This is a genomic window from Limnohabitans sp. 2KL-27, assembly GCF_001269345.1.
Lineage (GTDB): Bacteria > Pseudomonadota > Gammaproteobacteria > Burkholderiales > Burkholderiaceae_C > Limnohabitans_A.
The window spans coordinates 65,307-77,881 of the sequence record NZ_CXOP01000002.1 but is presented as its reverse complement, the minus strand read 5'-3'; the positions used below and the strand labels follow the sequence as shown (position 1 = coordinate 77,881).

The window sequence follows — 12,575 nt, the reverse complement described above, 5'->3', positions numbered from 1 at the left end:
CTGAATCTGGACACTTGTAGCCCGCACCTCATGGTGCTGGGCTGCGGCGCACGGGATGTCGCTGTGGTGAAAAGGTGCGGCGCAATCGCCACGATAATCCGGGCATGCTCGAAGTTCTGCGCGTCACTTTCCCCTTCTTTGCCCTGGTCTTGTGTGGTTATGGCGCTGCCCGGTTGAAGCTTTTGCCCTTGGAGGCCATTCCTGGCCTTAATGGCTTTGTGCTGTTTTTTGCCCTGCCCTGCATGTTGTTCCGCTTTGGGGCCAGCACGCCGATTGCCCAGTTGCTCGATGCCGGGGTGTTCTTCACTTACTTGCTCTGCGCCTTGGTCATGGTGGCCTTCAGTGTGGCCATCAGTTTGAACGCGCGGATTCGCTGGAACGATGCGTCTTTGGGTGCGCTGGTGGCGGCTTTCCCCAATACGGGGTTCATGGGCGTGCCCTTGTTGGTGGCGCTGCTGGGGCCAGGGGCCGCAGGCCCTGCGATCGTCACCATTGTGGTGGACTTGGTGATCACGTCGTCTTTGTGCGTGGCTTTGTCACGCATGGATGCGGCCGGGCAACACGGCGCGGCGGTGGCCGCCCGCAAGGCGCTGGCGGGGGTGTTGCGCAACCCCATGCCCTGGGCCATCAGTCTGGGTGCGGTGTTTTCATTCTGGAATCTGGAACTGATGGGCCCGGTGAACAAAACCGTGAGTTTGCTGGCCGATGCGGCCTCGCCTGTGGCGCTGTTCACCATCGGTGCGGTGTTGGCCCGCTCGCAACTGCTGGCGCACGAGCGCCCTGATGGGCCTTTGCGCAGTGCCGATTACCTGCCGATTGCGCTGATCAAGCTGGTGTTGCACCCGGTGCTGGTCTTGTTGGTGGGCTTGACGGCCATTCAGTGGGGGGTACCGATCGAGCCCTTTGCCCTGCAGGTGATGGTGCTGGTGGCCGCGCTGCCCAGCGCCAGCAATGTGTCTTTGCTGGCTGAGCGCTTGGGGGCAGACAACGGGCGCATCGCCCGCATCATTTTGGTCACCACGGCGGTGGCTTTCTTGACCTTTTCTGGGGCGGTGGCTTTTTTCAAAGCCTGACACGGATTCGCAGTTCTTTGGGAGGCCGCCTCTGCGGCCGAAGGGTTGAAGTGGCCGGGCGCAAATTCGCGAGCGGAGGCTCGCTCCCACGGTAGATCGGGTCTGCTTGGCTGTTGTGGGAGGCTGCCCCTGCGGCCGAATGCTTGCGGCACCTCTATACAGATTCGCGAGCAGGGACTCGCTCCTACCGGGGGAAGACTTGCCGTGTCAGATCGCCTGAGGGTCCACGTCCACCAGCCAGCGGATCACGCCTTTGTGCTCGGGCTGGCTGCGCACCTGGTGCAGCACGCCGTGCAGGTGCCACAGCATCTTTTGCAGCGCCATGCGGTTGGGGCTTTCCAGCAGCATTTGGGCGCGTTCCACATCGGCCACGCGCTGCATGCTCATGGGCACGGCCGGGTAGACGCTGACCTGCTGCACCAAATCGGCGTTGACCGGGTCGGCGCTCAGTTGCGCTTCCAGCGTTTCGCGCGCCGCGTTCAGCAGGGCTTGCGCGGCTTCCTGGGTACGGGCATCGGCGCGCAGCAGTGCCTGGTGGCTGATGGGGGGCAGGTCGGCCGCGGTGCGCTCGGCCAGTTCGCTGGCGGCAAAGGCCGGGTAGTCGTGTTGTTTGAGGGCTTCAAACAACGCGTGCGTGGGGTGAAAGGTTTGCACCCACATTTCGCTGGTGGCGCTTTGCGCGGCGTCGCGCCCGGCACGGCCTGCCGCTTGCATGAGCAGCGCAAACAGCCGTTCGGGGGCCCGAAAGTCGCTGGAAAACAGCGCGGTGTCGGGGTTGACGGCAGCCACCAAGGTGATGCGCCGGAAGTCGTGCCCCTTGGCAATCATTTGCGTGCCCACCAGCACATCCACTTCGCCCGAATGCACTTGGGCCAACTGGCTCTCCAAAGCGCCTTTGAGACGGGTGCTGTCGGCGTCGATGCGGGCGATCCGCACCGGCGTCCCGTCGGGGCGCAAGACGTGCGCCAACAACTCGCCCAGGTGTTCTTCCAGTTGTTCGGTGCCCCGGCCAATCGGGGCGATGTCGGCGTTGCCGCATTCGGGGCAGGCGCGGGGCACGCGTTCGGCGAGGCCACAGTGGTGGCAGCGCAAGGTGCGGTCGATCTTGTGGAACACCCGGAACGCGCTGCAATGCTTGCACTCGCTTTTCCAGCCGCAGTCGGCGCAGTGCAGCACGGGCGCATAGCCTCGCCGGTTGAGCAGCAGCATGCATTGCTCGCCGCGCTCCACCCGCTCTTGGATGGCGGCCACCAGCGGGGCCGACAGCACGGTGCGGCGCGGCTGTTTGTTCATGTCCACGCGCCGCACTTTGGGCAGCAGGGCCGTGCCAATGCGCGAGGGCATCAGCAGGCGCTGGTAACGGCCGCCTGGATCTTCGTCGGTGGCCGGGCGGCTGTGGTGCCAGCTCTCCAGCGAAGGCGTGGCCGAGGCCAACAACACGGGGGCGTTGTGCAGGCGGCCCCGGTACACCGCCAAATCGCGGGCGGAGTAGCGTGCGCCTTCTTGTTGCTTGTAACTGGGGTCGTGTTCTTCGTCGACCACAATGAGTTGGAGCTGCGGCATGGACGCAAAAATCGCCATGCGCGTGCCCAGCACGATGCGGGCGTGGCCCGCGTGCGCGGCCAGCCAGCCTTTGAGGCGCTGGGCGGGCGTCATGCCGCTGTGCATGGAGACCACCGCTTCGGTGCCAAAGCGGGCCTGCACCCTTTCTTCGAGCTGCGGCGTGAGGTTAATCTCGGGCACCATGAGCAGGGCTTGGGCCTGCGGGTCGCTCGCCAGCATGCGCTCGACCGCTTGCAAATAGACCTCGGTCTTGCCGCTGCCGGTGCTGCCAAACAGCAAAAAAGGCCCGGTGCCGGCCGCCATCTGGTCCAGCACGGCGCTTTGTTCGGGGGAAAGGGCCGGGCCGGGGGCGGTTTGCACTGCGCGCTCGGTGTTCTGTTTTTTCAGGCGGCGCGCCAGTTGCTCAGCGCTCAGGTCGCGCAGCTGGGGCGGCAGGGCCGACAGGGCGACTTCGCCCAGCGAACGCTGGTAATACTGTGCCGAAAACTGCACCAGTTGCCGCCAGGCGTCACCCAGCGGGGCCAGGCCATCGAGCACGCCCAGCACATCGCGAACGGCCGATGCGGGCATGTCGGTGGGCGCCGCATCGCGCACGGCCCACACCACACCCAACACGTCCCGCTTGCCCAAGGGCACGCGCACCAGTTGCCCAGGCCGCACCCCCAAGGGGCTGCGGTAGCTCAGCAGACCCCCCACCTGGCTGTGGGCAGGTGTTTGGACGGCGATGTCGATCCACTGGTGAGTGCTCACATGGTTTCCGGTGATTCGCGGTGGATTTGGCGATATTGGAGGTTAGCTGATTTCTTGAAATAAGACGTAAGTCGTTGATTTTCCAGCACTTTGGGCGCCATCCAAAAAAACTGTGGATAACTTTGTTGAAAACCTGCGCTGGATGCGCTGGAAGCCTTGAAAATCAAGCCTTCCAACAAATTGCCCATCCAATGTGCAGGATAAAAAATACCAATTAAATCAATGACTTGTGTGTTTGGTGTACTGCGCGCAGAGCATGAATGTGGGCATTAGGGTTTTCCTGAGAGGCTTTTTACTTTTGTGCATAAGTCAAGCATTTAAAGCCGAATATTTTGCAAATAAAGGCTTTAAATGGTCTTTTTTCTATGCTATGCGCTTGCGACGCGCACAGTGCCATGCTCACTTTTGGCGCATCGCCCGCGAATGGCTGTGCACCGCCTCGACCAGCGCCGTCACATGCTCGGGCGGGGTGTATTGGCTGATGCCGTGGCCCAGGTTGAAGATGTGCGTGGGCCCGGTGGTGGTTGTGTCCGTGTGCGGCGTGCCAAAGCTGTCGAGCACCCGGTGCACCTCGGTGGCGATCTGCGCGGGTGGTGCAAACAAGATGTTCGGGTCGATGTTGCCCTGCAGCGCTTTGCCGGGGCCGCCCACTTGTCCGCCCACCAAGGTGCGGGCGCGACCCAGGTTCATGGTCCAGTCCAGGCCCAACACGTCGCACTTCAAAGGGGCCATCTCGGGCAACCACAGGCCGCCGCCTTTGGTGAAGACGATGCTGGGGATGCGCTGGCCGTTGTGCTCGGTTTTGAGCTGGGCCAGCACGCGGGCGGTGTAGGCCAGGCTGAATTCCTGGAAAGCCCCGTCGGCCAGCACGCCGCCCCAGCTGTCGAAGACCATGACCGCTTGCGCGCCCGCTTCGATTTGGGTGTTCAGGTACAGGGCCACGGCGTCGGCGTTGATGGCCAAGATGCGGTGCATCAGGTCGGGGCGGCTGTACATCAGGGTTTTCACATGCCGGTAGTCGTCCGAGCCAGCGCCTTCGACCATGTAGCACGCCAGCGTCCAGGGGCTGCCGGAAAAACCGATGAGGGGCACGCGGCCGTTCAGGGCTTTGCGGATGCTGGTGACGGCGTCGAACACGTAGCGCAGCTTGTTCATGTCGGGCACAGCCAGCTGGGCCACGGCGGCTTCGTCGCGCACGTTCTTGGCAAAGCGGGGGCCTTCGCCCTGGGCAAACGACAGGCCCAGGCCCATGGCATCGGGCACGGTCAAGATGTCGCTGAACAGGATGGACGCGTCGAGCGGGTAGCGCTCGAGTGGCTGCAGGGTGACCTCGGTGGCGAAGTCGACGTTGGTGGCCAGGCCCATGAAGCTGCCGGCTTGGGCGCGGGTGGCGCAGTACTCGGGCAGGTAACGCCCGGCTTGGCGCATGAGCCAGACGGGGGTGTGGTCGGTGGCTTGGCGCAGGCAGGCGCGCAGGAAGGTGTCGTTTTGGAGGGGGGCAAATGAGCTCATCCCCTTATTGTGGCAGGCCCAGGCCAGGTTTTTGGGTGTCACTTTCAGGGCTATTCGCGAGCAGGGGCAAGCGCCCACGAGAGAGTCAGTTTGACTTGTTTGAAGGGAGGTCTGTTTTTTGTGGGAGGCCGCCCCTGCGGCCGAATGCTGGCAAGGCCAGAGTAAGCGCTCTTGATCGGGGACTGGCTCCCCCGTTGAACAATGTTTGGGCGGCTCAACGAGCCGGGAGTCCCTGCAAGGCGGTTTGGACTTCGGCCACGCTGGGCAGCTCGGACAAAAGCATGGGCGCACGGCCAGGTGCATACAGGGCGTAGACCGGCACGCCGCTGCGGCCCAGTGCCGTCAAGGCCTGCGTGATGGCCGGGTCGCGCCGCGTCCAGTCGGCCCGCATCAGCACCACCTGCCGCGCCGCAAAGTCGGCCAGCACGCGCGCGTCGGCCAGTGTGGTTTTCTTGTTGTATTGGCAGGTCACGCACCAGGCGGCGGTGAAGTCGACAAACACCGGGCGTCCTGCGGCCATCTGCGCTTGCAAAGCGGCTTCTGACCAAGGCTGCCAGGTCGGGCTGGCCCCGGTGCCTGGTGCTGATGGGCTGGCGCTGGTCAGCGGCTGTGCAGGGGCTTCGCGCAACGCCAAGGGCAACCAACTGCTGCCCATCCACAGCAAGGTGGCCAGGGCCAGAGCGCTCAAAACCCAGCGCGTGCGGCCGCTCAGGCCCAGCGCCCACACCAGCCAAGCCACCGTGAGCAGCAAAGCCAGCAGGCCGCTCGCCCCGTCGATGCCGGTTTGTTGGCCCAGCACCCACAGCAACCAAATGACGGTGGCAAACATCGGAAAGGCCATGGCTTGGCGGAAAGTCTCCATCCAGGCCCCGGGCCGTGGCAGGGCGCGGGCGATGCCCGGCCACCAGCTGGCCGCCCAATACGGCAAAGCCATGCCCACGCCCATGGCGGCAAACACCAACAAAGCCTGCCACACAGGCAGCGCGATCGCCAAGCCCAATGAGGCCCCCATGAACGGCGCAGTGCAGGGCGAGGCCACCGCCACCGCCAGCACGCCAGACAAACCAGCGTTCACCGTCGGGTGGCGGCTTTGCAAGGTGGCCAGGCTGCCGGGCAGCATCTGACCGAATTCAAAAACGCCCGCCAGGTTCAGGCCCAGCAGGGTGAACAAGAGCGCCAGGCCCGCCACCACGGGGGGCGATTGCAATTGAAACCCCCAGCCCAATTGCTCGCCGGCAGCCCGCAGGCCCAGCATCAGGCCGCCCAGCAGCATGAACGACAAGACCACGCCCACGGTGTAAGCCATGCCCGCGGCGCGGTGTTGGGTCTGAGTGGTGTCGGCTTGGGTAAATCCCAGCACCTTGATGGCCAAGACCGGGAACACGCAGGGCATGAGGTTGAGCAACAAGCCGCCCACCAGTGCCCCCAAGATGGCCAGGGCCAAGCCCAGAGCGGTGGTGCTGGTGGTGGTTGGCTGTTGTGCTGCGTTGGCTTTGGCGTTATCGGCCAGCGCCTTGGCCAGGGCCGGCGAAATTTCAGCCGGTGCGGCTTGTGTCGGCGCCGGCCAAGCGCCTTGCACAGGCGTTTCGATGTCAAAAGCAGGGGCTTTGGGCGCAGACTCTGGTCCGGCCGCGATCACCCAGCGCATGGATGGCGGGCTGTCGCCGCGCTCCTCAGACACCGGGATTTGGGCACTCCAGACGGCACCTTGCCAGTTTTGCGTCCAGTCCTTGCCTTGCACGGCCGCGTTGTGCACCACGTTGGGGGTGACCGGGAAAGCGCTCAAAGTCTGGCCACGCCAGCCTACAGGCAGGCCGTGCACGCGCAGGCTGATCTGCCGGGCGTCTGCGGTCAAAGTGGCTTGGCCGCCCGTGATCCAGGTGTCGCCTTGTTGCCGCTGAGGCAGGGCTTGGGGACTGAGTGGTTGGGTGGCTTCAAACAGGGCGGCTTGCGGCTTTTGTGGCGCGGCAGAGGCCAGATTGAGGGTGAATCGACCTTCTTGGGGAATGCATTCTTGGCGGCACACCAGCCATTCGGCCTGCAAGCCAAGCGCCAGTGGCGCACCGTCCGGGAAACGGAAGTCGGCCCCCACGGTCACAGGCACGGTCAGCAGCAAGCGGCCCTCGTAGCCGTAGTTGGCCAAGGTGCCGATGGGGATTTTTTTGGGCAAAGGCCAAGCGATGTCACTGGCCTGCAAACCGGCAGGCAGCTGCCACTGCAGCCGCGTGGGCAAGCCCGAGTCGCCAGGGTTTTGCCAGTAGGTGTGCCAATGCGGCTGGTGCTCGATCTGCAGGCCCAACCAAAAAGTTTGTCCGGCGCGAATGCCCTGTGGGGCGTGTACCAGCAATTCGGCCCGCACTTGGTCGGTCTTGACCACGTGGCTGGCACTGCCGAGCAAGGCGGCTGTGCCCGACATGCTGGCGCTTGCCCCTTTGGCCGAAAACAGCGGGTTGGTTTGTGCCTGAGCCGGCAGGGCGAACCACAAGAGCGCACCCAGCCCCACCAGTGCCAACAGACCCCACACGGAGCTTTGAGCAGTGGCCCAGCCACGCAAGAACACGGAAACTTTCACGCCAATCCTTCTTTCTGGCCCCCAACGCCTCGGGCGGGGACCTGCATCACAGTGCGAAAGGCACTGTACACGCCCGCGCTCCATTAAGATGCCGAACATGCTAAACCCTTCGCGTTATTGGGCCGACTGGACCACCCTTGATTTTCAGGCCTTGGCGTCAGACCAGGCCACCGATCGGGCCATCGCCATCCTGCCCGTGGCGGCCACCGAGCAGCATGGCCCGCACCTGCCGCTGTCGGTGGACACCGATTTGGTCAACGGCGTGGTGGCAGCTTGCTTGCCGCATTTGCCTGCCGACTTGCCGGCTTTGTTTTTGCCCACCCAAACGGTGGGCCTGAGTCCCGAGCACGCCCGTTTTGCAGGCACCCTGACCTTGAAGGCCGAAACCGTGTTCCGCTTGTGGACCGACATCGGCGAGTCGGTCGCGGCCAGCGGTGTGAACAAACTGGTGCTGCTCAATGCCCACGGTGGGCAGGTCAGCGTGATGGACATCGTGGCGCGGGATTTGCGGGCACGGCTGGGCATGTTGGTGTACAGCGTGAGCTGGTTCAATTTGCCGCTGCGCGACGCGCAAGGGGGGGATGTGAATGCGCTGTTCCCCGCCGAAGAGCACCGTTTTGGCGTGCACGCGGGCGATACCGAAACATCGATGATGCGGGCGCTGCGGCCAGAGACCGTGCGCATGGACTTGGCGCAAAACTTCCGATCCACCTCGCAGGACCGCGCTGAGCGTTTTGAAATCCTGGGCAACGGCAAAAGCGCCAAGCTCGGCTGGCAGATGCAGGACTACAACCGCCACGGTGCCGCAGGCAACGCCCTGGCCGCGACCGCTGAAAAGGGCCAGGCTTTGCTGGATGCTTCGGGCCGGGCGTTGGCGCAGTTGTTGGGTGAAATCGATCGTTTGCCGCCCGGCACCTTGAGCGACCGGGTGGGCTGAGCTTGCCCGATCTTCAGAAGCTGGGCAGCACCAGTTCGCAGTGCTCGCGGCTCACGCTTTTGGGGTATTCGCGGGTGGTGTCGATGCAGCCGCCTTCGGCATAAACGCCTTTGGGGTCGCGCATTCGCAGCATGCGTTCCAACACCCGGGCGCGGGCTGAAGGGTCGGCTTCGGTTTGCGCCACCCTGGCCTCCACCACCGACTCGTCCATCTGCAGCACCCCCTGGGCATCGGTGTAGGCGCCGTCTTTCCAGTGGAAGATTTCAATCGCTTTGGACTCGAGGGTGAAGGGCGTGTCGCGCTTCCAGAAGTTGCTGAACAAGCCGCCGCCCATGTAGAGGACCCAAGAGCCTTCGTAGCCGGTGACGTCGGAAGAGCGTTCGTCGGGGTTGCGAAACCATAAGCGGTCGCCTGGCACATAAAAGCGGGCCGGCAAGGGCGATTCCATGCTGCCGTATTCGATGAGGTAGACCTCATGGAATTGACCGGAGCGCACGGCGTGGATTTCATTGAGGCTTTGCAACTGGGCCAGCAGTTCGGGATTTTCGGTTTGGAGCTCTTGCGCGATGCCCAGCAAGATCACGTACTCGGTCGCCCGGTAACAAGAAAAGTCGTACAACTTGCCCGTGGCATCAGGCTGGGTGGCCGCAGTCAGTGCATCGACCAAGCAGCGACCGGGTTGCAAGATGAAGCCGGGTTCTTCGCCACCATCTCGCCAAAAAGCCTGGGGTCGTTCGGCCGCTTCGGTTTTGAAAGCCAAGGCGGTTTTTCGGGCATCCAAGGCCATGTTGCGCCTCACCCGGATGTGCGAGGTGAGCGAGTTGAGGCTGGCAAATTGAAAGCGGTGGGGAGAACCCAGCAAAGCCACCCAGATTTCACGCTCCACAGCCCAAACTTCGTCCGTCTGAGGGGTGTGCCCCAGTGTTTCGTGCAAGGCCAAGGTGTCGTGGCCTGGCATGCATTGCGCTCTGAAGTCGGGCCGCAGCGTGCAGACCAGGGCGATTTGTCCGCTTGGCAAGGGCAGGGTCAGGGTTTGAACCGCTGAGGCCAAAGCCCAGGCGTCCAACAAAGTCGTCAACTCGCTGGCCAGGCGGTCTGCGTCCGCGGCTTGCAGGGTGGTGAGCTGGAAGCCGCCCTCCAATGACTTGAGGGCCAACCACGCGGTTGAACTGTTCATGGTTCAATTTTGCCCTCAAAGCAAAGGGGTATTGCCTAGGGAATGTACCTGTGTGGCAGGAATGTGCCGCGGGATCCGCCCGGATGGCTGCTGCGCAGCGTTTTTTGGGCTTCAGGCAAAGGTGACCCAGTCTTTGTGCGCGTCGCTGTCCAGGTGCGGTAAGGTGTTGTAGGTCAGCAGCATGTGGCGCTTGGGCGTGAACACGAACTCGGTGAGTGCCGTGTTGCGGATGCGCAGGTTCAGCTCGATGGTGGTCTCGGGCGGGGTGCCCAGCACGCGTCCGACGGCGGTCGAGATGGGGCCGCCGCTCGAGACAATCATCACATCGCCAGCGTGGTTTTGCCGCACATGGTCGAGCGCGGCTTCGATGCCCCCCACAAAGTCGGCGTAACTGGGCATGTCGCGCGGCTGGGTGCGCCCGGCCATCCAGGCCTGCAGGGCGTCGCGCAACAGGCGAAAGTGGTGGCGGTACAACTCGGGCGTATCGGGTTTGGCCAGCGGCTCGGGGTGGATGGCCTCGATCAGGGCATGGCTGTCGTATTCGTTCAGGCCCGGCCACACCGCCGGGGTGTGCGGCAAACCCGCGCCTTCGGCAATGCCCTCCCAGGTTTGGCGGTGGCGCTTCAAGCTGCCCATGAGCACCGCTTCGAGGGGTTTGTCTTGCAGCTTGGGCCGCAAATACTCGCCCAGGCGCACCGCCTGTTGGCGGCCCAGCGGGCTGAGTTGATCGTAGTCATCGGCCCCGAAAGAGGCTTGTCCGTGGCGGACCAAGTAGAGGGTTCCCATGGGCTGCGATTGTGCGCAGCGCGGTCACTTTCCCCTGTCGCTGGGGTGATCAGAGGGTGACTGAACCTTCAATGCAGCCGACCACGTCGCCGCCCACCCAGACTTGGCCTTGTCCGTCTTGGGAGAGGAACACCTGCCCGGCGCGGCCGAGGACGGTGCCTTGGCGGGCGCTGTAGTGCACAGGCATGTGTCCCTCGGCCATCAGCCATTGCGCGAGCGACGCGTTCAGGCTGCCGGTGACGGGGTCTTCGGCGATGCCCACCGGGGCGGCAAACGCGCGCACTTCCAGGTCGGTCGGGTCGTTCGCGATGCGGTTTGCGACGGCAAAAGCGCGGGCCTCGCGGTTGGCGCGGCGGATCAGGCCGCCTGCTGGCACCTCACGTTTGGCCGCCACGCCGACCTTGGTGTTCAGGCGTTTGAGCGCGGCGTGGTCCGGTGCCAGCGCGAGCAGGGTGTCCACAGACTCGACCAGCAGGCCCAGCCAGTGCGGGCCGTTGTTCAGGTCTTGGGCGGCCAGCACTTCGTCGGCATGCAGGCCCAGCGCCGTTAACACCTCGGCCAGCAGCGCTGGCGCAGGGGGCTGGCGCTGCAAAGGGGGCGCGGCAAAGGCCCAGCGGCCCTCGACGGATTTCAAGCGGACCAAGCCCACGCCACATTCCTGCACCAACTCGCCGCTTTGCCGGGCCTGGCCACCGGCTGCCAGCCAGGCATGGGCGGTGCCAAGGGTCGGGTGCCCGGCAAACGGCAGCTCGGCGCCGGGCGTGAAGATGCGCACCCGGTAGTCGGCACCGCCCGCGGCCCCTTCGGGGCTGGTCGGCAGCACAAAGGTGGTTTCGCTCAGCTGCGTCCAGGCGGCAAAGGCCTGCATTTGCGTGTCGCTCAGGCCCTCTCCGTCCAGCACCACGGCCAGCGGGTTGCCCAGAAAGGCGGTGTCGGTGAAGACGTCGACCTGTTGGAAGGCGCGGGGTTTCATGGCGTGGCTCCGGTCAGGCGCTGATCGTGTTTCAAAGTGATTCGCGGATCGCCGCCGCCAGCGCGGCCATGCCGGTGTTGATCTGATCAACAGTGGCGGTGACAAACGACAGGCGCAGGGTGCTTTCGTTGGCGTCCCCGGCATAAAAGGCCGAGCCCGGCACGAAGGCCACGCCTTTTTCAACGGCTTTGGCCAGCAAGGGAATGGCTTGGAGCCCCTTGGGCAGCTGCACCCACAAGAACATGCCGCCCACCGGACGGTTCCAGGTGAGGCCCAGCCCCGCCATTTCGCGGTCGAGCGCGGCCAGCATGGCTTCGCATTGCTGTTTGTACAGGGCGCGGATGGTGGGCACATGGCGCTCGATGAAGCCGTCCTTGAGCACTTCGGCCACCACGCGTTGGTTGAAGCTGGGGGTGTGCAGATCCGCCGCTTGTTTGGCCTGCAAGAGTTTGGGGTAGAGCGCTTGGGGTGCCACCAGGTAGCCCAGGCGCAGGCCGGGGGCCAGGATTTTGGAGAAAGAACCCAGGTACACACTGCCCTCAGGGTGGCGTGCGCTCAGCGAGGGCGCAGGAGGTGCATCAAACCACAGGTCGCCGTAGGGGTTGTCTTCGATGATCGGCAGGCCGGTCTCGATGGCCACTTGGGCCACGGCGGCGCGACGCGCTTCGGTCATGGTGCGACCCGTGGGGTTTTGGAAGTTGGGCAGCAAATACACAAAGCGGGCTTTGTCCTTGCCCGAGCCGACTTTGGCACGCAGGTCTGCCGCGTCCACGCCATGGTCGTCGCTGTCCACACCCACGGCCACCGGCTCCATCGGTGTGAAAGCTTGCAAGGCGCCCAAGTAGGTGGGTGTCTCGACCAAGATGCGGCTGCCCGCGTCGATCAGGATCTTGGCCACCAGGTCCAAGCCTTGTTGGCTGCCGGTGGTGATCAACACCTGGTCGGGGCTGATGTGCATGCCTTGTTTGAGCAGGTCTTGCGCGACCCACTCGCGCAAGGGGGTGTAGCCCTCGCTGGCGGCGTATTGCAAGGCGGCTTTGCCGTCGTCTTTCAGCACGCGCTCGCTGGCTTCGCGCATGGCGTCGATCGGGAAGGTCAGGGGCGAGGGCAGGCCACCGGCAAAGCTGATGATGCGGGGCTTTTCGGTGACTTTGAGGATCTCGCGGATCACCGAAGGGTTCATTTTTTCGGCGCGTTGGGCCATTTGCCAGTTCATGCGGTGCTCCTCAAAG

General features: G+C 64.2%; 9 protein-coding genes. 2 read left to right on the top strand and 7 right to left on the bottom strand.

The window, feature by feature from the left end:
• Positions 1-104 precede the first annotated feature (104 nt).
• A complete protein-coding gene (locus LHAB_RS02980) occupies positions 105-1,073 on the top strand; it encodes an AEC family transporter (RefSeq protein ID WP_090043910.1) in 969 nt (322 codons plus the stop codon).
• 207 nt (positions 1,074-1,280) lie between these two features.
• Here LHAB_RS02980 and priA read toward each other — a convergent pair whose 3' ends face one another.
• The 3 genes from priA to LHAB_RS02960 all read right to left on the bottom strand — a co-directional run bounded on the left by priA (position 1,281) and on the right by LHAB_RS02960 (position 7,314).
• Complete coding sequence (gene priA, locus LHAB_RS02975) at positions 1,281-3,386, bottom strand: replication restart helicase PriA (protein WP_090043909.1); 2,106 nt, start codon at positions 3,384-3,386, stop codon at positions 1,281-1,283.
• Positions 3,387-3,785: 399 nt separating this feature from the next.
• Positions 3,786-4,898 (bottom strand): uroporphyrinogen decarboxylase, encoded by a 1,113-nt coding sequence (hemE, locus tag LHAB_RS02965; protein WP_090047588.1) that lies wholly within the window; start codon positions 4,896-4,898, stop codon positions 3,786-3,788.
• 214 nt (positions 4,899-5,112) lie between these two features.
• The gene (locus LHAB_RS02960; protein WP_090047586.1) at positions 5,113-7,314 is read right to left on the bottom strand and encodes a protein-disulfide reductase DsbD family protein; all 2,202 of its coding nucleotides are present in this window, start codon (positions 7,312-7,314) and stop codon (positions 5,113-5,115) included.
• A 253-nt stretch (positions 7,315-7,567) separates the two neighbouring features.
• On the opposite strand from LHAB_RS02960, the gene LHAB_RS02955 reads away from it, so the two are divergent.
• Positions 7,568-8,407, top strand: a complete 840-nt coding sequence (locus LHAB_RS02955; RefSeq protein WP_090047584.1) for a creatininase family protein — start codon at positions 7,568-7,570, stop codon at positions 8,405-8,407.
• A gap of 13 nt (positions 8,408-8,420) precedes the next feature.
• Here the strand turns inward: LHAB_RS02955 and LHAB_RS02950 are convergent, their stop codons facing one another.
• The 4 genes from LHAB_RS02950 to LHAB_RS02935 all read right to left on the bottom strand — a co-directional run bounded on the left by LHAB_RS02950 (position 8,421) and on the right by LHAB_RS02935 (position 12,559).
• A complete protein-coding gene (locus LHAB_RS02950) occupies positions 8,421-9,584 on the bottom strand; it encodes a hypothetical protein (protein WP_090043907.1) in 1,164 nt (387 codons plus the stop codon).
• A 111-nt stretch (positions 9,585-9,695) separates the two neighbouring features.
• The gene (locus LHAB_RS02945) at positions 9,696-10,370 is read right to left on the bottom strand and encodes a histidine phosphatase family protein (RefSeq protein ID WP_090043906.1); all 675 of its coding nucleotides are present in this window, start codon (positions 10,368-10,370) and stop codon (positions 9,696-9,698) included.
• A gap of 49 nt (positions 10,371-10,419) precedes the next feature.
• Positions 10,420-11,343: a PhzF family phenazine biosynthesis protein gene (locus tag LHAB_RS02940; RefSeq protein WP_090043905.1), complete on the bottom strand. Its 924-nt coding sequence runs from the start codon at positions 11,341-11,343 to the stop codon at positions 10,420-10,422.
• A 31-nt stretch (positions 11,344-11,374) separates the two neighbouring features.
• The gene (locus tag LHAB_RS02935; protein ID WP_090043904.1) at positions 11,375-12,559 is read right to left on the bottom strand and encodes an aminotransferase-like domain-containing protein; all 1,185 of its coding nucleotides are present in this window, start codon (positions 12,557-12,559) and stop codon (positions 11,375-11,377) included.
• Positions 12,560-12,575 lie beyond the last annotated feature (16 nt).